This is a genomic window from Limisphaerales bacterium (genome assembly GCA_014382585.1).
GTDB lineage: Bacteria > Verrucomicrobiota > Verrucomicrobiia > Limisphaerales > UBA1100 > JACNJL01.
Map to the genome: position 1 here is coordinate 70,225 of JACNJL010000064.1, position 19,524 is coordinate 89,748.

General features: G+C 57.4%; 20 protein-coding genes and 1 tRNA gene. 9 read left to right on the plus strand and 12 right to left on the minus strand.

Features of this window, described 5'->3' with window-relative positions; genetic code table 11:
- Positions 1-31: 31 nt before the first annotated feature.
- The 4 genes from tsaB to H8E27_15120 are packed head-to-tail and all read right to left on the minus strand — an operon-like array spanning position 32 to position 2,855.
- The gene (tsaB, locus tag H8E27_15105) at positions 32-658 is read right to left on the minus strand and encodes a tRNA (adenosine(37)-N6)-threonylcarbamoyltransferase complex dimerization subunit type 1 TsaB (GenBank protein ID MBC8326947.1); all 627 of its coding nucleotides are present in this window, start codon (positions 656-658) and stop codon (positions 32-34) included.
- Entirely contained in the window at positions 639-1,070 is a 432-nt protein-coding gene (gene tsaE, locus H8E27_15110) for a tRNA (adenosine(37)-N6)-threonylcarbamoyltransferase complex ATPase subunit type 1 TsaE (GenBank protein MBC8326948.1), read from the minus strand. Before tsaE ends, tsaB begins: the two co-directional genes overlap by 20 nt.
- Positions 1,048-1,962: a thiamine-monophosphate kinase gene (locus tag H8E27_15115; protein MBC8326949.1), complete on the minus strand. Its 915-nt coding sequence runs from the start codon at positions 1,960-1,962 to the stop codon at positions 1,048-1,050. The genes tsaE and H8E27_15115 overlap by 23 nt, the downstream gene beginning before the upstream one ends.
- Positions 1,959-2,855, minus strand: coding sequence for a CPBP family intramembrane metalloprotease (locus H8E27_15120; GenBank protein ID MBC8326950.1), 897 nt, complete (start codon positions 2,853-2,855; stop codon positions 1,959-1,961). The genes H8E27_15115 and H8E27_15120 overlap by 4 nt, the downstream gene beginning before the upstream one ends.
- Before the next feature lie 87 nt (positions 2,856-2,942).
- On the opposite strand from H8E27_15120, the gene rph reads away from it, so the two are divergent.
- Positions 2,943-3,683, plus strand: coding sequence for a ribonuclease PH (gene rph / locus H8E27_15125; protein MBC8326951.1), 741 nt, complete (start codon positions 2,943-2,945; stop codon positions 3,681-3,683).
- Positions 3,684-4,580, plus strand: coding sequence for a 50S ribosomal protein L11 methyltransferase (locus H8E27_15130; protein ID MBC8326952.1), 897 nt, complete (start codon positions 3,684-3,686; stop codon positions 4,578-4,580).
- Here the strand turns inward: H8E27_15130 and H8E27_15135 are convergent.
- The 6 genes from H8E27_15135 to H8E27_15160 form a co-directional block, all read right to left on the minus strand.
- Positions 4,568-5,008 (minus strand): transcriptional repressor, encoded by a 441-nt coding sequence (locus tag H8E27_15135; GenBank protein MBC8326953.1) that lies wholly within the window; start codon positions 5,006-5,008, stop codon positions 4,568-4,570. The genes H8E27_15130 and H8E27_15135 overlap by 13 nt on opposite strands.
- Positions 5,008-5,733 (minus strand): ZIP family metal transporter, encoded by a 726-nt coding sequence (locus tag H8E27_15140; GenBank protein MBC8326954.1) that lies wholly within the window; start codon positions 5,731-5,733, stop codon positions 5,008-5,010. The genes H8E27_15135 and H8E27_15140 overlap by 1 nt, the downstream gene beginning before the upstream one ends.
- 62 nt (positions 5,734-5,795) lie before the next feature.
- A complete protein-coding gene (gene rpsR, locus H8E27_15145; GenBank protein MBC8326955.1) occupies positions 5,796-6,041 on the minus strand; it encodes a 30S ribosomal protein S18 in 246 nt (81 codons plus the stop codon).
- A gap of 4 nt (positions 6,042-6,045) precedes the next feature.
- The gene (gene rpmG / locus H8E27_15150; GenBank protein ID MBC8326956.1) at positions 6,046-6,213 is read right to left on the minus strand and encodes a 50S ribosomal protein L33; all 168 of its coding nucleotides are present in this window, start codon (positions 6,211-6,213) and stop codon (positions 6,046-6,048) included.
- Between the two features lie 3 nt (positions 6,214-6,216).
- A complete protein-coding gene (locus tag H8E27_15155; protein ID MBC8326957.1) occupies positions 6,217-6,927 on the minus strand; it encodes a transcriptional regulator in 711 nt (236 codons plus the stop codon).
- Positions 6,928-7,043: 116 nt separating this feature from the next.
- Positions 7,044-7,835, minus strand: coding sequence for a GTP cyclohydrolase I FolE2 (locus H8E27_15160; GenBank protein MBC8326958.1), 792 nt, complete (start codon positions 7,833-7,835; stop codon positions 7,044-7,046).
- A gap of 78 nt (positions 7,836-7,913) precedes the next feature.
- Here H8E27_15160 and H8E27_15165 point away from each other — a divergent pair, with 78 nt between their 5' ends.
- Positions 7,914-8,822: an endonuclease/exonuclease/phosphatase family protein gene (locus tag H8E27_15165; GenBank protein MBC8326959.1), complete on the plus strand. Its 909-nt coding sequence runs from the start codon at positions 7,914-7,916 to the stop codon at positions 8,820-8,822.
- 9 nt (positions 8,823-8,831) lie between these two features.
- Here H8E27_15165 and H8E27_15170 read toward each other — a convergent pair whose 3' ends face one another.
- Entirely contained in the window at positions 8,832-11,024 is a 2,193-nt protein-coding gene (locus H8E27_15170) for an LPS-assembly protein LptD (protein MBC8326960.1), read from the minus strand.
- Positions 11,025-11,179: 155 nt separating this feature from the next.
- Between H8E27_15170 and H8E27_15175 the strand changes: the two genes are divergently transcribed.
- Entirely contained in the window at positions 11,180-13,384 is a 2,205-nt protein-coding gene (locus H8E27_15175; protein ID MBC8326961.1) for a hypothetical protein, read from the plus strand.
- A 163-nt stretch (positions 13,385-13,547) separates the two neighbouring features.
- Entirely contained in the window at positions 13,548-15,077 is a 1,530-nt protein-coding gene (locus tag H8E27_15180) for a PDZ domain-containing protein (protein ID MBC8326962.1), read from the plus strand.
- Between the two features lie 58 nt (positions 15,078-15,135).
- On the opposite strand, the gene H8E27_15185 is transcribed toward H8E27_15180, so the two are convergent.
- The gene (locus H8E27_15185) at positions 15,136-16,257 is read right to left on the minus strand and encodes a glycerate kinase (protein ID MBC8326963.1); all 1,122 of its coding nucleotides are present in this window, start codon (positions 16,255-16,257) and stop codon (positions 15,136-15,138) included.
- Positions 16,258-16,445: 188 nt separating this feature from the next.
- Here H8E27_15185 and H8E27_15190 point away from each other — a divergent pair, with 188 nt between their 5' ends.
- The 4 genes from H8E27_15190 to H8E27_15205 all read left to right on the plus strand — a co-directional run bounded on the left by H8E27_15190 (position 16,446) and on the right by H8E27_15205 (position 19,442).
- Entirely contained in the window at positions 16,446-16,793 is a 348-nt protein-coding gene (locus H8E27_15190) for a glutaredoxin (protein ID MBC8326964.1), read from the plus strand.
- A gap of 78 nt (positions 16,794-16,871) precedes the next feature.
- Positions 16,872-17,678, plus strand: coding sequence for a pantoate--beta-alanine ligase (locus H8E27_15195; GenBank protein ID MBC8326965.1), 807 nt, complete (start codon positions 16,872-16,874; stop codon positions 17,676-17,678).
- A gap of 19 nt (positions 17,679-17,697) precedes the next feature.
- Complete coding sequence (gene nadB / locus H8E27_15200; GenBank protein MBC8326966.1) at positions 17,698-19,326, plus strand: L-aspartate oxidase; 1,629 nt, start codon at positions 17,698-17,700, stop codon at positions 19,324-19,326.
- A 41-nt stretch (positions 19,327-19,367) separates the two neighbouring features.
- Positions 19,368-19,442 (plus strand) — tRNA-Val (locus H8E27_15205).
- Positions 19,443-19,524 lie beyond the last annotated feature (82 nt).

A 19,524-nucleotide genomic window follows, 5' to 3' on the forward strand; every position in this document is an offset into this window, starting at 1 on the left:
GTTTTAATCCTGTGCTCGTGAATATCTGTGATCAATCAAGCTGCCTGGGCGGTGGGGCTTTGGTGAATTCGATGGGGCGGAGGTAGATCGGTTCGATGGTCTCGCCGGATTGGAAACCGGAGCGGTCGACGGCGAGTTGGGCGAGGATGGCGGCGTCGGGGAACAGAGATTGGCAGGAAGGGAACCCGGCGGCTTCGGAGCCGTGGGCTTCCAATTCGCAGGCGTCAACGACGCCGATGATTTGGAGCGGGGTGATTTCGGTTTGGGATTCTCCGGAAAGATTCCAAGTGGTGTGGTAGTACTCGTGGCGTTGGGCATCGATGATGAAATGAGTTTCGCCGCGTTGGCCATTGGCGCGGGCGGTGGCGGCGAGAACTTCAGTGCTGGAGATGGGGAGTAGGTTGACGGCTCGGGCGAGTTGCCAGCCTTGGGCGGTGGCGATGGCGGAGCGGATGCCGGTGTAGCTGCCGGGGCCGATGCTGAGGGCGAGGGTCTCGATGGCGGCGGGGCTGAGCTCGGCTTGTTTTAATGCTTCGTCGATGAACGCCAGTGGTGGTTTTTTTACGTCATCGGTATTCACGTGCGCGAGCACGACTTTGCCATCGGCGATGGCGACGCTGCGGCGGTTGCTGCTGAATTCAAGCGCAAGAATCTTCATACTCGATCTGGCGCTCGGTTTCGCCGGTTTGGGTGATGGTGACGTGGCGGTATTCCGCGGGGCGCGGGCCGGTCCAGCGATTGGCCCACTCGATGACGGTGATGCCTTCGGGCGCGAAGTAAGGCTCCAATCCGGCGGCAAGAATTTGCTCGTGGTTTTCCAGCCGATAAAAATCGAGGTGATGGAGTGGGAGTTTGCCTTCGTTGCTTTCGTATTCGCAAACGAGGGTGAAGGTTGGCGAAGTGACGGGCCCGGTGATGCCGAGGCCGCGGGCGATGCCTTTGACGAGTTGGGTTTTGCCCACGCCGAGATCGCCTTCGAGGCCAATGACCCAGCCGGCTTTGGCCTCCGCAGCCCACGCTTCGCCGAGGGCTTGGGTTTCCTCGGGGCTAGTTGAGATGGTCGTAGCCATGTAGGGAAAGAGTGCGCGCGCCTTTTTCATCGCGCAAGCTGATGCCGGGTGTGTTGGTGATTTTTCCGATGCAATGGAGTGGAGTGTCCGGAAATTGCGCCTTCCAGCCATCGAGCACGGCGACGGCGTTTTTTGCGGGGACTGTGAAGAGCAATTCGTAATCTTCGCCATCGGTGAGGGTGGCAAGCAGGGCGGTTTTGCTGGAAGGGTTTTCTTTTGCGCTTAATTTAGCAGCTCGGCTAATTGGAATGGCGGTTGAGCGCAGTTCGGCGCCGATGTGTTCATTTAGCAAATGCCGCAAATCAGTGGCGAGCCCATCACTCAGGTCAATCATCGCATGAACATCAACATTGGAAACCAGCCAATGGGCTTCGGGCAGTCGCGGTTGGAAGGTGAGGTGATGGTCGGCCAGTGATCCGCCCAGTTCGCCGCTTACGAAAATTGCATCGCCAATTTGGCTGCCAGTGCGGAGTACGGGATGTTCAACAGTGCCGATGAGGGAAATGGATAATGTGAGTTTAGGCAGTGTGGTGATCTCGCCGCCGACGATGTTAACGCCGTGCTGAAGGGCAAGTGATTTGAGGCCATTGTAAATTTGCATCAAATGTTCGGGGTCGTGATCCTCACAACGACCGAGAGTTACGAGTGCGTGGGTGGGGGTGCCGGCCATGGCGGCAATATCTGAGAGCGCGCGGGCGAGGGCTTTGCGGCCGATTTGTTCCGGGGGGGTGTCGCGTTCGAAATGGATGCCTTCGACGATGGCATCGGTTTTGAACAGCAGCGTTTGGTCGCCAAACTTCAGCACCGCGCAATCATCACCGGGGCCGGTGTGCACAGATCCATCGGCGGGCAATCCGGCGGTGAGTTTGGTGATGAGGTCGGTTTCGTTCATCGGGCGTTTTCCACGAGGGTGGGGGCCATTTTCAAAAAGGTAAAGTTGATGGCGTTGAACGTGGCGTGCATCACGATGGGCGCGATGATGGATCCCGATTTTTCATAAACCCACGCGAGGGCGAAGCCCATCACAAAGAGCGGAAGCATCAGCGCCACGGAACCGTGCACGAGCGCGAACAGTGCGGCGCTGGCGAACATTCCCGCGAGCGGGTAACCGGCGTGTTTGATGGTGTTGAACAAAATGCCGCGAAAGAGCAGCTCTTCCGCGATGGGCGCCATAATGACCACGCTGACGATTTGCAGGCCGACTTCGAGGGGATGCTCGGTGGCCATCACCATTTGCACGGCTTGTTGCACGACTGGTTCCTGACCCAGTTGCACCAGCACGGTTTGCGAAATGTAATGCAGCCCGAATGCGGGCAACATAAATCCCACCCCGAACAAGGCCGGCTCGAGCCACAGTCGAAATGCCGGTCGCCCAATCGGCCCGAAGGCCGTGCGCCAGCGGCTTTTGGTTTTGCGCAGTAAAAGAAACACCAGCACCACGATGCCGCATTGGAGGCAAATGAGGTTTACCAACAACAATCCGATTCGGTCGCGCAGTGTGCCGTGGAATTCCACGGTGATGGCGTCGCCTGTGTCAGGCTCGAGGATGAGTTGGTTGTGGGCTTGTTCATACCGGAATTTGCCATTGCCGCCCGCGGCTTCGTATGTGCCGCCTTCAAAAAATGTGAGCGTGGTTTTGTGGCCATCGATTTCGATGTGCTCCGGACCGATTGGCCCGTGAGGCATCAGCGCGCTGAAGGCCAGTTGGCCGATCAATACCACGAGAATCCATGTCAGCAATAATTGCAGCACGTCGGCGGGGGTCCATGGCACGCGGGGCGTCACGCGCGCACCCTAGAAAACCCACGGCATACTGACGAGTAAAAGGTTCGCATTGCCTCCGCGCCGCCGCCTCACTATATTCCGCGCCCTATGAGTGAAACTTACACCCGCCACGACGGCCGCGCGCACGATGCGCTGCGGTCCATTCAATTTCAAAATCACATTGCCCCGCACGCCACGGGCTCTACGCTGATCGAGTGGGGCGACACCCGCGTGATTTGCGGTGTGAGCATTGAGGAAAGCGTCCCGCGCTGGATGCAGGCACAAGGCGTGGAAGGCGGCTGGATCACGGCCGAGTATTCGATGCTGCCATACTCCACGCTGGATCGCAAACGCCGCGACATCAACAAAGGCAAGCTCGATGGGCGATCCACCGAAATCCAACGCCTCATCGGCCGTTCACTGCGGGCGGCACTCGATTTGAAAAAACTTGGCCCGCGCACCATTTGGATTGATTGCGACGTCCTTCAAGCCGATGGCGGCACGCGCACCGCCGCCATCACTGGCAGCTTTGTGGCGCTCAGTTTAGCGATCAACAAACTCGTGAACGAAGGTGTTATATTGGAATACCCCATCCCGCATCCCGTCGCCGCGGTAAGCGTCGGCGTGGTGGAAGGCGAGCCGCTGCTCGATCTCTGCTACGTGGAAGACGCTGCCGCTGATGTGGACATGAACCTCGTGATGACCGGCTCCGGCGAATACATCGAGGTGCAAGGCAGCGGTGAGGAAGCCACCTTTTCCGGCGATCAATTAACTGCGATGCTCGCCCACGGAAAAAAAGGCGTGGACGAACTCGTGCGACTCCAAAAAGCCGCCATCGATGCAGCTTAGATGAAAACCGCCTTCAGGCAAGTTGCCCTCGCCACCACGCCCGAAGCCGAAGCTGCGGTGGGGGAAATGATGCACGCGGTGTTCGGCTTTGCGCCCTCGGTGTTTACCCATCCCGAAATGCGCGTGCCGGTAGTGTCGGTTTATTTGGATGAGAAAAAGTCCATCACCGCCGTCCAACGCCAAACCATCGCCGAAGGAATGGCGCGGATTGAAGAATGCGGCTTGGCGACTGGCGATTGGAAATTGGAAGTCAAACCCCTCCGCCGCGAGGATTGGGTGGATTCGTGGAAACGCCATTTCCAACCCATCCGCATTGGTGAAAAACTTTTGGTGCGGCCGAGCTGGCGCAAAGACAAAGCTGTAAAAGGGCAAGCGGTGGTAGTGCTCGATCCCGGCCTCAGCTTTGGTACGGGCCAGCACGCGACTACGAAATATTGCCTGCGCCAACTCGTCGCCCAACGACGAAGTGGCGCGCAAAGTTTACTCGATGTGGGCACCGGCAGCGGCATCCTCGCCATCGCCGGGGTGAAACTCGGCTATCGGCCGGTGCGCGCCATTGACTTTGATTCCGAAGCCGTCCGTGTCGCGCGCGCCAACGCAAAGCGCAATCGCGTGACACGGCACCTCGAACCAAAGGTGGGCGATGTCACAAAACTTTCTTCCCGCGCGCGGGTAAAATACGATGTGGTGTGCGCAAATTTGTATTACGATTTGCTGGCTGCCAACGCCCCTCGGCTCATCGCGCGCGTGAAACCCGATGGCGTGCTGGTATTGGCAGGGGTTTTAGAAACGCAATTCGCCGAAGTGCAAGCCGCCGTGGAAGGGCAGGGGATGGTGCTCAAAAAAACCACGCGCCAAGGTGAGTGGCGGTCGGGTGTGTTCGTTCACGCCGCCTGACAATCCGGGCAAACTCCGAAGAATTCTAACCGGTGCGATACACTGCTAAAGCCGTGTTGTTGGGCGATGCGTTGCTCAAGGTTGCCGCGAAAACATTCGCCGATTTCGACAACTGTGCTGCACTCACGGCAGACGAGATGATGATGATGGCCGTCGTCGTTTTGGCCGAGGAGTTCGAAGCGCGCAGTGCCGTCGCCAAAATCGAATCGTTTTACCATCGCCATTTCTTCCAGCAAACGCAGGGAGCGATAAACGGTGGCGAGATCGCAATCGAGTTGGGCGTGGATTTCTCGTGCGGTTAAGGGATGCTCTTCGCGACGTAACACATCCAAAATCACCTGACGCGGCCCGGTGATGCGGCGATCCCGCTGGCGGAGGCGCGCAGTGAGGTCGGCGAGGTTTTGCCGTGGATGAGTATGGCCGGCCATTAGTGGGCGTGGGAATGGAGCGGCAACAAAACACCAAGCGCGGCGATGCCTGCGCCGAGCGCGATTGCGGCGCCCTTTTGGAGGTTGTACTGATGATCCTCGCTGCTCTCGAAAAGGATTGTGGTGGCGACGTGCATAAAAATGCCGATCACCACTGCGAGCAGTTGCGGTGTGTACGGCGCTAAAGCGGGAAAGGAACCAATGGTCGCGCCGATGGGGGCCATTACGCAGAAAATGAGGAGGCAAACGTAGGCACGTTTTTTGGCCTTGCCGTTGTGGAGCAACATACTGAAGAGCACGATGCTGACGGGGAATTTGTGGATGGCAATTGCGACGAGCAATTGCGAGCCGTGGGTGTGGCCGAGTGGCATCGCTTCCAGAAAGGCGTGGAGGCACAGGCCGATCATCACGGCGATCGGAGCCGTGCCATGATGATGATGATGCGAGTGGCCGTGTTCGATGCCTCCCGAAAAATTATCGAGCACCACTTGCAGGAAAAACCCAAGCAGGATGAATGCACCCAAAGAGAGTGCGGCATCGCCGGTTTTTCCTGAGAACACTTCCGGCAATAAATGCAAGCAAGTGAGGGCCATCAAATACGCGCCGGTGAACGCGGTGACGAGCTTGACGCGACGGGGTTCGCCGAGCTTGAGTTTGAGCACGGCGACCATTCCGGCAAGCACCGACACGATGAGAATCAGATAAACCACGATTATTAACTGCAAATCATTTGCAATAAGGGGGCAGGAAAAAGGCCCGTCGGCGCGGGGCCAAGGGGCCGGTGAAATTATTTCATCAACAGCATTTGCCGGGCGCGCTTGATAGAGCGGGTGAGGCGACGCTGATAGGGCGCGGGGAGGCCGGTGTATTTTCGGGGCAGGATGCGGCCTTGATCGGTGACGTACTTGCGCAGGAGCTCGACGTTTTTGGGGTCGAGATCCACGAGGTTAAGATCCACCTCGGGTTTGGGGCGAGGGGTGCGGCGTTCGCTGCTGCTGTTGCGTTTGTCGGATTTGTTGTTTTTGCGTGGCATAAATTTATTTGATTTCGCGGTGCACAGTGTGACGCCGCAGGTGGGGGTTGTATTTCTTTTTCTCCACGCGCTCGGTTTGGAGTTTTTTGTTGCGGGAGGACATATAGCGGGAGACGGGTTTGCCTTCAGCTTTGGCTTCGGTGCATTCGAGGGTGATGATTTCGCGTGGCATAGTTTACTTTTTTGATTTTGCGGTTTTGGCCGACTTTGCTTTTTTCGCGGGCCTTGGTTTGCTGCCTACTTCGTCGGGTGTGGTAATGGTGTTGGTGCCGGCGCCGTCGATGGTGCCGAGGCTGCCGAGTTTGCGTTGGCGCACGGCGCCATGTTTTTCCAGTTGCGCCTGGGAGTCGACAGTGTAACGGGCCCACGGGATGGCGTTGAGGCGGCCCTTGGGAATGACTTTGCCGGAGATTTCGCAGGTGCCGTAGGTTTTGCGTTCGATGCGTTTGAGGGCTTCCTCGATTTCATAGACGGCGTCTTGATCGTATGAGAGGAGGCTGAGCGCGGAGTCGCGGTCAAAATTATCGGTGCCGGAGTCGGCCATATGCATGGAGTATCCGGACATTTCCTCGGCGGATTCTTTTTTGATGTCGCCCATTTGGTGGAGCAGATGGTCGCGGAGATCCATGAGGACATCGTAATATTTTTTCCACTCGGCTTTGATTTTCACGCCGTCCATCGGGCGGTAAGCGGAGTTGGATTGTTTGGGCGCGGGTTTGAAGCCAAGAATGGCGGCTGCATTGGCGAGCGGAGCCTTTTGGCCCTTTCTTTTTGCGGCCTTTTTGGGTGTGGCTTTTTTGGCCGGTTTAGCAGCGGCTTTCTTCGGGGCGGCCTTTTTTACAGCTTTTTTAGCCGTTTTCTTGGCTGATTTTTTGGGGGCGCTCATCGTTCTCTGTCGGTTTTTACGGTGTTTCCCGCAAAAGGGTTGGGGAAGATAGCAAACGACGCTCAAATTTCCACAAAAAAGTGCGCTTTTTTATGATTAGCTAAAACGCCCTAAAATCAGCCTTTTTCGATGCAGGCGTAGGCGTTGTGGTTGTGGATGCTTTCGAAATTCTCGGCTTCGACCTTGTACCAAGTGACGTGGGCAAGCGCATTGAGGTGGGTGGCCACGTTGCGGACGAGGTCTTCCACGAACACGGGGTTGGCGTAGGCTTGCTCGGTGACGTGTTTTTCGTCGGGCCGTTTGAGGAGCGAATAGAGTTCGCAACTGGCAGATTGCTCCACGAGCGCGATGACGTCTTCGATCCACACGGTTTCATCCGAGCGCAACTGGACGGTGACTTGGCCGCGTTGATTGTGGGCACCATCGGCGCTGATGGCTTTGGAGCAGGGGCAAAGGGTTGTGACGTGGGTGCGGACCTCGAGCACGAAATCAATTTCATCGCCATTGGCGGTGGCATCGAAGCGGGCCTGATAATCCATGAGGCCGGTTTGGCCGGTGACGGGTGCGGCTTTTTCAAGGAAGAATGGGAAATCCATTTCGAGATGCGCCGTTTGTGAATCGAGGCGCTGTTGCATGGCGCGGAGAATGTCGGGAATGTTTTCCACGTGGACGACGTTGCCGTGGGCGTTGAGCACTTCGATGAAGCGGCTCATATGCGTGCCTTTGAAATGATGCGGCAAATCCACAAACATACCGATGGTGGCGATGGTGTCCTGATGGGCCTTGGCTTTATCGCGGATGCGAATGGGGAAGCGGAGGTCGCGCACACCGACTTTATCGATACGCAGTTCGCGGTGGTCGGGCTGCTGCTGGATGTCGGTCAGTGGTTTTTGATTGTCCGTTTTCATTGCGGGCGGGGAGCGTAGCACGGATAGCGCGGATGGCAAATGACTTTCCCATTGCGGCGAGTTGGCTATGCTCGGCGAATGAAATCTATTTTAGCTTTGTTAATCACCGCGGGTACATTGGTGGCGGCGGACACATTCACTGTAGCGAGCTTTAACGTGGAGAATTATTTCCTGCGCCCTTTCGGTACGCGCAAGGCGAAGCCGGCGGCATCGCGGGTGAAGGTGGTTGAGGCGATTTTGAAAATCCAACCCGATGTTTTGGCGTTGCAGGAAATCGGGAGACGCGCGGCGCTGGATGAATTGATGGCGAGCTTGAAGGCGAAGGGATTGAATTTTCCGCATCTGGAATGGGTGCAGGGGCCGGATCCGGCGATTCATTTGGTGGTGCTCAGCCGGTTTCCCATCGAGAATCGCAAGACGCATTCGAAGGTGCCGTATTTGCTTGATCGCCAGCGGTTTGAGGTGTCGCGTGGGTTTGGCGAGGTGACGATTCGGGTGAATGCGAATTACAAATTTACGCTGCTCAACGCACATCTGAAATCCAAACGGCCCGTGCCGAGGGCGAGCGAGGCCGAAATGCGGCTGAGTGAAGCCCGCGAATTGCGGCGCATCATCGAGGCGCGCCTAAGTGCAAATCCAAACGCAAATTTGTTGGTGGTGGGTGATCTAAATGATTATCCCAACCGCCTGCCGATTCGCACGTTGCTTGGCAGCAAAGCACCGAAGTTGGTGGACCTCCGCCCCTTCGAGCGAAATGGCGATCGTGCGCCGCATCCAACGAACAGTAAATTTATCCCGCGCCGCGTGGGGTGGACTTCGTTTTTTTGGAAGGAGGACAGTTACAGTCGATTTGACTATTTAATTGCGAGCGCGGGCTTGGAGCGCGAGTTGCACCGCGCGGGCACGTATGTGCACGCGATGGCAGATTGGGGTTTGGCTTCCGATCATCGGCCGGTGGTGGCGGAGTTTTTTGCGGAGGAAAAATGAGCGGGTGAGCTATTCCGAAGACATACGCGGAGAGGCTTTGAGCGAATAGTTGAGTGAAAGCTGGACTTCATCGTTGCGGCGGCCGGTGTCAGTCACAAAACGCAGGTCCACAAAAAATGTCCAGCTGCGCATGTCGTGGTGGAAGGTGTAGCTGTGTTGCGAGAGTTGGCCTTTGACGGCGTCGTAATATTGCCGCGTGGCGAAAGACCAATCTTCGTTGAAGCGATAGGCCGCGCCGGTGTAGAGCGCGCTGGTGCGGTCGGCGCTGGAGGTGCTGGGATGTGCGAGGTAATAATAGTGACCGAGGTTGAGGCGCCAGTTGTCATCGGGGGTAAAGTTTACGCTGTTGTTCATCAAGCGCCACACTGAGTTGTCGAGGTCGTAGCGTTGGTTGGATTGCAGTTCGATCCAGTTGCGGGGGCGGAAGCGCAAATCGGAGAAGGCATCGGCGAAGGTGTTTTGGCTGGAGTTGGGATCGAGCCGCCAATCGGTGTAGAGATTCCAGTCGATGAGTTCATCGATCGCGCGTGTTTGTTCTTCGCCAATGCGTGCGCCGCGGCGGGTTTGCCAAATATTACGCAGGCCAAGGCGCACGGCGTTTTGGCTGTCGATGTTGTCGATGGCGTTGTAGTCGGGCATTTCAAAGGGGAGCAGATTGGGTGAGGTGATTTCGCTGTCCAGCTTATCCAATTCGCCCGGCGTGCGGTTGGGGCGCGGGATGAATACGTAATTGATGGAAGGCTTAACGATGTGGCGCAGGCCGTTGACATCCAGAAGTTTGTTCTGCACATCGGGCATCTGCTTGGAGAATTTGGTGGAAAGCTCCACGCCGGTGTTGAACACATAACGCTCGCTGCTGGCGGTGGATTTGCCGCGGCCTTCGGTGGCACCGTAGTGCGTGAGGCGCCCGCCGATGCGAGGGGTGACGTTAAGCCAGCCGTTGTAGGTTTTGGGCATGTAAATCTGGTGGAGCGTGTCCAGCCGCATCATGCCGTAGTCGTCGGTGCTGCTGTTGGCGTAGCGGCGGTTGAGATAGGCCAGCGAACTTTCGGTGTCGTAATAAAGCGGGGTGTCACCCAGGCGATGACGCGTGCCGCTCAGGCGCAAATCGGGCAGGCGTTGCACGGTTTCGTAAAAATCATTCACCCGTGGCTGCATCAATAGATTGAGTTCGTAGTTCGACCATTTTTTGTCCAGCTCGAGAAATGAATTGGGCTGCACGTTGTTGCGATACGATTCCTCGAAGAAATCGCGCCGCATATATTCGTCCGATTCCAAATTAAAGTTGGCCGTGGCGGTGAAGCCGTTGGTGGTGCTCAGCCGATGCTGCCATTGGGCGAGGTCGCGTTCGCGATCGATGGTTCGGTTGAGTGAATCGGTTAGCGGATCATCATCCCACGCCCGGTAGAGCGAGAGTCGGCCTTCGCCGCCGCGGCCGAGGTCGTAATTGAAATCCGGCCCCATGGCGAAGCCGCGTTGCGAGCGGTAGTCGAAATGAAATTCGCCGCCGAAGGTATCGCTCGTGGGCAGTCGCAATGAACTGAGCAGGTAACTGCCCCATTCGCTCTTGATGCCCGGTTCGAAGTGCATATTCCATTGGTGGCGTTTGAGGCTGCGTTTGTAATACGGCAAATACATCACCGGCAGTTTGCCGAAGTGCAGCGAGGCGTTCCGGAAGATGATGTGCTCGCCGGGTATGATTTCCACTTCCTTCGCCTTGATCACCATTGTAGGCTTCGCCACATCGTCGGTGGTGAAGGTGGCGTTCTTGGCGGTGTAAACTTTGTTGGTGGTATTGCCGGTCAGGTTTTCTCCGTGCATAAAAAACTCAAGATTGCCCGTGCGGAATTGGGCTGACTTAATATTGCGCGTTTTAAAATCGTATTCCATCTGTTCCGCTTTCCAAATGTTTCCGTCGCGCCGTAACACCACATTGCCTGTGGCGGTCATTTGTTCGGTGAGATGGTTGAAGGAGCCGGTGTCGGTAGTAACCTCAGCGGCATCCGGTTGGTCTTGGTGGTAAATGACCCGGATCCGTCCCGTGCCGGTGGTGACCCCGGACGTCGCATCATATGCAATATCCGCATTCGGCCCCACGAGCACGATTTTGGTTTTGGTCGGAATCAAGCCGTCTTGAGCCATCAATCCATTCCCGAAGAATAGAACCCCCGCGAACATCAGGTAAATCAGTTGCCTCCTCATCAGCACGCGCAGTGGAGCAAAACCCCGCCCTCAAGCCAACCCCGACTTATCCCCAGCGTCTGGGCCCGTTCATTTAGCAAACTAGTTTTAGGTGGCACAGTTGACATCGGTATCTCCCGCGAATAGTTTTTTGGCTGAACACGTCGCACCATTCAATGAAACACATTTTTCGTCTCCTCGCTTTTTTCACTCCCGCAATTCTTTTTGCCGCCGCGCCGAAGGATATTCCACAGCAGAAAGAAGGTGACTGGGTGGACGCGCGCTATGCGAAAGTGAAATTCGGCCCATTCGTCAGCGGCCACATCGCCACGCCGAAGGGCAGCACGCACAAGGGCATCGCCATTCGCGTGGGCGAAAAGGGCGAGGGCACGATGGTGTTCGACACCGACCTCTGCACCTGGCGCGCCGGCTGGACCGGCGGCTTCCTCAAGACCGATCCCGCCCGTTATGGCTTGATTCGCGCCCTCAAGCCCGACGGCCAAATCCTCTTCGCCAATCCACCCACCCCCGGCGTGGCCGATGCGAAGGGCTCTTTCACCGACCCGCGCCAACCGCGCAGTGGCCCGCTGCCGAGAGACTCGCTGCGTTACAAGGGGCTGCATGTGAACGGCAATCGAGTGGTGCTCCGGTACAATGCAAGTGGAACCGAGATCCACGATTCGCCATGGGCACGCACCATGCAGGGCGCCACGCACTTTTCGCGGATTCTGCTGATCGGCCCACATAAGCAGCCGTTGGTGTTGAAAATCTGTTCCTTGCCAGGCGCGGGCAATTCGGTTTTGTACGGTGTCACAGGCGCGGCTGAACTGAAGACTGTTCCATTGGGAAAGAAAGATGCCGAGTTGAGATTGCATGTGCCGCCGAGCGCGGAAAATGTTCAGGTGAAGGTAGACTTTTGGATGGGGCCGAAAGCGGATTCCGGAAAATTGCAAAAGGCGTTCGAGAAGGATGCGGGTGATTTGATGAAGCTCACCAAACCCGGCCCGAGCCGATGGGGGGAGCCCATTGTCACCCAAGGCATTGTCGACCAGCGCAAGACGGCGTTTGCCATTGATACGATTACGGTGCCTTACCAGAACCGTTTCAATGCGCTGTTCTTCACAGCGGGGCAAGGCTTCACCAGCAACGGCGATTGTTACGTGGCCACGGCGCACGGGGATGTTTGGAAGGTGACGGGGATTGATGCGGAGCTCAAGGCGGTGAAGTGGCATCGGTTTGCCACGGGGCTTTATCAGCCGTTGGGGTTGCGGGTGGTGAAGGATAAAATCTACGTGCTGGGGCGCGACCAAATCACGCGGCTGCATGACCAGAACAACGACGGAGAGGCGGATTTTTATGAGGCGTTTAATAATGACCTCATGATTGGCGGTGGCGGGCATTCGTATGCCACGTGTCTGGAGACCGATCCGGCGGGCAATTTTTATTTCATCCGCTGCGCCGAAGGCACGCCGCACGGGGGGGTGCTTTTAAAAGTGTCAGCCGATGGCGGCAAAATGGAAGTGGTTGCCACGGGCTTTCGCAATCCGAACGGCCTCGGCGTGGGGCCCAATGGCGTCATCACCGCTGCCGATCAACAAGGCACGTGGGTGCCCGAGACGCGGCTGGACGTCATCAAGCCCGGCGGCTTCTACGGCTTCATGCCCATGCACAAACGCAAGGTGGCACCGAAAACCTACGACCCGCCGCTGATGTGGATTCCCCGCGTACTGGACAACTCCGCCGGCGGCCAAGTGTGGGTGCCGAAAAACCAATGGGGCCCGCTCGGCGGTGAGCTGCTGCACTTCTCCTACGGACGCTGCACGATGATGCACATCCTCCGCGATGGCGCCAATGGCGGCGCGGTGCCGTTACCCGGACGCTTCCTTTCCGGCGCGTGTCGCGGGCGCTTCAATCCGAAGGATGGCCACCTGTACGTCACCGGCTTGCTCGGCTGGCAAACCTCCGCCATCCGCGACGGCTGCCTCCAGCGCGTGCGTTTCACCGGCGAAGCATTGCGCCAACCCATCGGAATGAAAATTCACGCCAACGGCATCCGCCTCACTTTCAGCACCGCGCTCGACCAGAAAATTGCTGAGGACATTGACAGCTGGGCCGCCGAGCAATGGAACTACAAATGGACGGCCGCCTACGGCTCCAAAGATTGGTCCGTGAACGACCCCGCCAAACAAGGCCGCGATGCCGTAACCATCCAATCCGCCAAACTCCTCCCCGACGGCAAAAGCGTTTTCCTGCAAATCGCCAAAGTCCAACCCGTCCACTCAATGGCCATCCGCTATAACCTCGACACCGCAAAGGGCAAAATCTTCAAAGGCACGTATTACTTGACCGTGAACGAAGTGGGGAAGCCATTTGTGAAATAATTTTTTGAACCGCCAAGACACAAGGACGCCAAGATTTTCTGTCATTGGTTTCCCTTGGCGTTTTTGCGCCAATGTAGCTCTGGTCGGTGACCCGGGCTACAATCCCCGTAAGGGGTGAATTAAATCTCCTTTCCAAATCCGCTCGCCGGTCTACACTGTTCCGATGCGATGGCTGGTTTTCATTTTGGTGATCGGAAGCGCGGGCGCGGCGGATGCGCCGCGGGTGGGGAAGTTTACCCTCAAAAATGGCGACCGCATCGATATCACGATGCACGGCTACACGCTGGCGGGGGGCTTCAGCTTCAGCCACGCGGACATCACCGGCAAGCTCCGCATTAAGGCCGACGCGCTGCGGCAGGTGGACCTCAACCCCGCACCCACTCCCGCTGCCGCCCGTCGTCACGGCGCGTTGGTGCATCTTTTTAATGGCGATGAATTGGCCGGCGACATTATCAAACTAACCGAGGAATCCCTCGAATTTGATACGTGGTACGCCGGTAAACTTTCCATCCCGCGCGCGGAGGTGCAATGGCTCGTGCCCGGTACCGGCGCCGTGGTGTTCGACGGCCCCAAATCCCTCAACGGCTGGGGAGCGGCCATCATCGGCGTGCTGCTCGGCGATGATGGCGACGACGGCGTCGAAGGCATCACTATCCAAGACGTGTTTGCCGACAGCCCCGCGTCCAAGGCCGGTTTGAAAATCGGCGACATCATCACCCACATCAACGGCAAGGCGTACATCAAAAAAGAACGGATGATCGCATTCGTCAAAGGCCAAAAAGTGGGCGACAAATTGAAGGTGAATTTATTGCGCGGTGAAAATGAAATTGTGAAAGTAGAAGTCACCCTCGGCTCCTTGCATTGGGAATTTGATAACGGCTCTTTGATTAGCAAAGGCACCGGCTACGTCATCGGTAAAGAACTCAACTGGCCGTCGATGGCCAGTGTGGATTTCGACCTCGAATGGGACCGCGACATCGCGATGGACGTGATGCTCTGCACCGACCGCCTCCACAGCGTGAGCTTTCAAAATGCCTACCTCCTGCGCCTCAACGGCGGCCCGAGCTATCTCTACCGTCACTCCAGCGCCGGCGAAGGCGACCTCAGCACCACCAGCCTCGGCAGCGGCAATCCCGCTTGGGGCTCCGCGCGAAAGGCCCACGTTTCCATCCGCGTGGACCGCCGCACCGCCACCATCGCGCTGCTCGTCAACGATCGTCTCGTGCGCAAATGGGTGGACAAAGCCGGGTTCGCCGGCAAAGGCAAAGTGCTTCAGTTCAACCCCCAAACCGATTCCCGAATGGCCATCCACAACCTGCGCCTCAGCGAATGGAACGGCCGTCTCCCCAAGGCCGGCGGACCGCCTGCTGCCCAAGCTGGCGTAAAGGATAACATTCAGTTTCACAAAGGAGACGCTCTCACCGGCCAAATCATCGGCGTCGCCAACGGCAAACTCACCCTTAAAACCGACTTTGCTGACCTCGCGATCCCCCTCCAAAAAATCGCCAACATCTCCTTCGCTAAAGCTGCGCCCGCTTCGGCATTGAACGCCTCGGTTCTCAATTTGGGCAAAACGGGGAAATTTTATGCTAACCTTCTCGAATGGTCTCCCAATGGCGTGCGGGTAGATTCACCGGTGCTCGGCGAATTGAAGCTGGTCCCTTCGATTATCAATTCCGTGCAGTTCAAGTAATTTGTTATTGAACCGCCAAGATCAAAGGCGCGTAGGCCAATGTAGCCCGGGCCCCGGCTCACCGAGCCGGGCTACAGAACCCATCCGCTACCTCCCGCGACAATTTCTCCAACCGCCGTGCCGCATCCGTTTCGGCCTCGGCGGTTGTGGTGAAATCGGTCAATGCGCGGCACTCATCTAAATAATCCGCAAGGGCAGGGCGATCTTCCACTTGCCCCGCCAAGCCGAGGCATCGGCAACCATTGGCCCGCGCGCGCTTTGCCAGTTCGCCCACGCCTTTGCCCATCACCGATTGCCGATCCATCGCGCCCTCGCCGGTGATCACTACATCCGCCGCGCGCAGCAAAGTCTCCAACCCAACCGCCTCCGCAAAAATTTCAAACCCCGACCGAATCGTCGCGCCCGCAAAACAATGCAACCCAAACCCTAACCCGCCCGCCGCTCCCGCGCCCGGCAAGCCCGCCGCATCCTCCCCCGTCTGCGATTCCCAAACCGCCGCCAACCGCCCCAACGCCGCCTCGGCTTTGGGAATGTCTTCCTTTCGCAAACCTTTTTGCGGTCCGAAAATTTGTGTACACCCAGTCGGCCCGAGCAATGGATTTTGCACATCCACGGCCACGATTGATTCTCCGGTGAATTTAGATTTGGGCGGATGAATTTTTTTGAGGTTCACCAAATCAATCCAACCGAGAATGGGCCTGCCTTGATCATCTTCAAACCCCCATCCCAATTCCCGCGCCATCCCAAATCCGCCGTCGTTCGTGGCGCTCCCCCCAATTCCGATAATGTGCTGCCGACAACCGGTAAACTGTTCGTTGCGCAACACAATCCCAAGCCCGCACGAATTCAGATTAATTGGCCGCCGTTTCTCAGCCGCCAACATCGTTAAACCAATGATATTGGCTGATTCAACAATTGCCGTGCCCGATTCACGAACCACCCAACACGGCGCGACCGTCGGCGCGTGATCCGCATCTTCTGTTTCGATCGAAAGCGAACCCGCTCCAGTCGCCTCCGCCATCAATTCCCCAAACCCATCGCCTCCATCGCTGATGGGCAGTTGCGTGAGTGTGTCTTCCGGCCGCGCTGACTTCCATCCGATTGCGATTGCCTTCGCGGCCTGCGTGGCGGTAAGCGTGCCTTTAAATTTATCAGGTGCGATGAGAATGGAGAGAGTCAAGGAGGGAGAGTAAACGAGAAAGGCCCAATGCCCAAGCTCCAAGGAATGCCCAAGACGCAAACCCCAAAATCGACCGGCGGACATTGGTCATTGGAATTTGGGATTTCCTTGGTTATTGGAAGTTGGTCATTGGGCCTTCATTTTGAGCCTTGAAACTTGAGCCTTCCCACCCCATCCTCCTCGCACCTATGGACAAACCAAACATCACTTGTTATCTCAAGCCCAGTTGCGGCTGGAGCGAAGGCGTACGGTCGGTGCTGCGCAAATACGACCTCACTTGGGACGAAAAAGACGTGGTCAACAATCCCGAGCATCGCGCCGAAATGATCGAGCGCAGCGGCCAAATGCTGCAACCGTGCGTGGAGGTGAATGGCAATATGCTGGCTGATGTCAGCGGCGACGAAGTGGAAGCATGGCTGCTGGCCAACAACGTCGTCGGCACCACCACCACCGAAGCCGATGCGCCCACCGATCAGCCGTGTGCCCATGAGATGCCCGGGGCGGGAGCACCCCAGTCGATGCAATTCAAGAATTAGCACCGGCAATACTTTGCAACGGGCCGGTTCGCCGGCCCGTTTTTTTATCGCGTGAAAACCATTAGCAACCCCGCTGCGATGCAACGCCAAGCCCAACGGTGGCAGCGCGATGGCGCGCGCATTGCCCTTGTGCCCACGATGGGCGCACTGCACGCGGGACACGCAAGCCTCATCCGCCGCGCGCGCAAGGCCGCTGGCAAAAAGGGAATCGTGGTCGTCAGCATTTACGTGAACCCCACGCAGTTTAACGACTCCAAGGATTTGCACGCCTACCCGCGGCCGATGGCAGTGGATAAAAAAATCTGCCGCGCCGAAGGCGTGGACGTGGTGTTCGTGCCCAAGTCGCTTTACGAAAGAAACGCCAGCACGATGATTGACGAAACCGCCGTGTCGCTTGGGATGGAAGGCGAAACACGGCCGGGGCACTTTCGCGGCGTGGGCACGGTGGTGGTTAAGCTCTGCAATTTGGTGCAACCGACCGCTGCCATCTTTGGCGAAAAAGATTGGCAGCAAGCCGCACTCATCCGCCGCGTGACGCGCGACCTGAATTTACCCGCGCGCATCATCATGGTTCCCACTGTGCGTGAAGCCGATGGATTGGCGTGCAGTTCGCGCAACGTGCACTTAAGTAAAATCGAGCGTCAACAAGCCGCAGTGTTGTGGCAAGCGATTGGTTTGGCACGCGCCGCCATTCGCAAAGGAAACTTGCGCGGATTGAAACGGCGATTAATACTGTTCATCGAACAACACCCCGCTACGCAAGTGGATTACGTGGAGTTTTTTGATGAAGCAACAATGCATCCCGCGAAGCCCAAAAAAGGCGTCCGCCTCGCACTGGCCGTGTTCATTGGCAAAACGCGTTTGATTGATAACGCGCGCTTGTAAACGTGCTGTTGGCAGCACTATGAAAAATTTTGACTACATCGTAATCGGCAGCGGCATCGCGGGGTTGACCTTTGCTCTGAAGGTGGCGCCGCACGGGCGGGTGGCGATCATCACCAAAAAAAATCTCACCGAAGCCAACACGCAATACGCGCAAGGCGGCATCGCGGCGGTCACTAAATCCACAGACACGTTTGATTTGCACATCGCCGACACGCTGCGCGCGGGCGCGGGGCTTTGCCGGGAGGAAATTGTGCGCGCGGTGGTGGAGGACGGGCCGGAACGCATCGAGGAATTGGTCGCGCTTGGGATGGAATTCACGCGCGGCGAAAGCATTTCCGCCGATGGCGAGCGGTTTTATTCGTTGGGCAAAGAAGGCGGCCACTCCAAGCGGCGCGTGTTGCACGCGAAAGATGCCACCGGCCGCGAGGTGATGCGCGCGCTGCTTTCGGCCATCGAGCGTTCGCCAAATGTTTCAGTGTTTGAAGATCATTTTGCGATTGATTTGATCACGACCGGAAAACTGGAAGTGGGTGGCAAAGATCGCTGCCTCGGCGCGTATGTGCTCAATCGCAATTCCGGCGAAGTGGACACCTTTAGCGCGCCGCACACGCTTTTGGCCACGGGCGGTTGCGGCAAAGTTTATCTCTACACCACCAACCCCGACATCGCCACGGGCGACGGTGTGGCGATGGCGTATCGCGCAGGTGTGCCGGTTGCCAATATGGAGTTCACGCAATTCCATCCGACTTGCCTGTTTCATCCGAAAGCAAAATCATTTCTCGTGAGCGAAGCCCTACGCGGCGAGGGCGCGGTGTTGAAGGATTTGGATGGGCGGGAATTTATGAACGCCGCGCATCCGATGGCCAGCCTCGCCCCGCGCGACATCGTGGCGCGTGCGATTGACAGCGAAATGAAACGGACTGGTGCCGAGCATATGCTGCTGGATATTACGCATAAACCCGCCCCGTTCATCATCGACCGTTTCCCAAACATCTATCGTACGTGCCAAGCCTTCGGCGTGGACATCACCAAAGACGGCATCCCCGTGGTGCCCGCCGCGCACTATCAATGCGGCGGCGTGGTCGCCGGAGTCGATGGCCAAACCGAATTGCCCGGACTGCTCGCCGTGGGCGAAGTGGCCTGCACCGGTTTGCATGGCGCGAATCGGCTTGCCAGTAATTCGTTGCTCGAAGGATTGGTTTGCGCGCATCGCGCGGCAACGGTGGTGACCACTTCACCGCACCCCCCCACCGAGGCCGCAATTCCTGCGTGGCATTCGGGCGATGCGGCGGATCCGGATGAGCTTGTGGTAGTGTCGCATAACTGGGATGAGATTCGGCGGTGCATGTGGGATTATGTGAGCATCGTGCGCACACAAAAACGTCTCAACCGCGCCCGCAAACGCATCGAAAATCTGCGCGAAGAAATCCGGCAATATTATTGGGATTTCAAAGTAACCGCCGATTTGCTCGAGCTGCGCAACATCGCGCAAGTGGCGGAGCTCATCATCGCTTGCGCCCTCGAGCGCCCCGAGAGCCGCGGCTTGCACTACAATCTCGACCGCCCCGGCCAAGACGAAACGTGGGCCCAATGCGACACCGTGCGTCGGCGCCCAATGAATGCCTCCGCGGCAGCCATCACCGATTGAGGCTTGAAAATATTTTTGGAAAAGATACCGTTCCCGCCCTTGCGCGCTTAGCTCAGTGGTAGAGCACATCGTTCACACCGATGGGGTCGTAGGTTCAAATCCTGCAGTGCGCACCATTTTCTCTTTTTTAACGGGTTAATAACCTGTGCAAACTTCAAAATAACTCTGACTTGGAGTGGGGGCCTTTTGTGATAGTTT

Excerpts from the sequence above, each read along its gene's own strand:
- H8E27_15190 (MBC8326964.1), top strand. The coding sequence starts at position 16,446 with ATGGACAAACCAAACATCACTTGTTATCTCAAGCCCAGTTGCGGCTGG.
- H8E27_15175 (MBC8326961.1), top strand. The coding sequence starts at position 11,180 with ATGAAACACATTTTTCGTCTCCTCGCTTTTTTCACTCCCGCAATTCTT.
- H8E27_15160 (MBC8326958.1), bottom strand. The coding sequence starts at position 7,835 with ATGAAAACGGACAATCAAAAACCACTGACCGACATCCAGCAGCAGCCC.
- rph (MBC8326951.1), top strand. The coding sequence starts at position 2,943 with ATGAGTGAAACTTACACCCGCCACGACGGCCGCGCGCACGATGCGCTG.
- H8E27_15165 (MBC8326959.1), top strand. The coding sequence starts at position 7,914 with ATGAAATCTATTTTAGCTTTGTTAATCACCGCGGGTACATTGGTGGCG.
- nadB (MBC8326966.1), top strand. The coding sequence starts at position 17,698 with ATGAAAAATTTTGACTACATCGTAATCGGCAGCGGCATCGCGGGGTTG.
- H8E27_15170 (MBC8326960.1), bottom strand. The coding sequence starts at position 11,024 with ATGAGGAGGCAACTGATTTACCTGATGTTCGCGGGGGTTCTATTCTTC.
- H8E27_15135 (MBC8326953.1), bottom strand. The coding sequence starts at position 5,008 with ATGGCCGGCCATACTCATCCACGGCAAAACCTCGCCGACCTCACTGCG.
- H8E27_15130 (MBC8326952.1), top strand. The coding sequence starts at position 3,684 with ATGAAAACCGCCTTCAGGCAAGTTGCCCTCGCCACCACGCCCGAAGCC.
- tsaB (MBC8326947.1), bottom strand. The coding sequence starts at position 658 with ATGAAGATTCTTGCGCTTGAATTCAGCAGCAACCGCCGCAGCGTCGCC.
- H8E27_15115 (MBC8326949.1), bottom strand. The coding sequence starts at position 1,962 with ATGAACGAAACCGACCTCATCACCAAACTCACCGCCGGATTGCCCGCC.
- rpsR (MBC8326955.1), bottom strand. The coding sequence starts at position 6,041 with ATGCCACGCAAAAACAACAAATCCGACAAACGCAACAGCAGCAGCGAA.
- H8E27_15180 (MBC8326962.1), top strand. The coding sequence starts at position 13,548 with ATGCGATGGCTGGTTTTCATTTTGGTGATCGGAAGCGCGGGCGCGGCG.
- H8E27_15155 (MBC8326957.1), bottom strand. The coding sequence starts at position 6,927 with ATGAGCGCCCCCAAAAAATCAGCCAAGAAAACGGCTAAAAAAGCTGTA.
- rpmG (MBC8326956.1), bottom strand. The coding sequence starts at position 6,213 with ATGCCACGCGAAATCATCACCCTCGAATGCACCGAAGCCAAAGCTGAA.
- H8E27_15195 (MBC8326965.1), top strand. The coding sequence starts at position 16,872 with ATGCAACGCCAAGCCCAACGGTGGCAGCGCGATGGCGCGCGCATTGCC.
- tsaE (MBC8326948.1), bottom strand. The coding sequence starts at position 1,070 with ATGGCTACGACCATCTCAACTAGCCCCGAGGAAACCCAAGCCCTCGGC.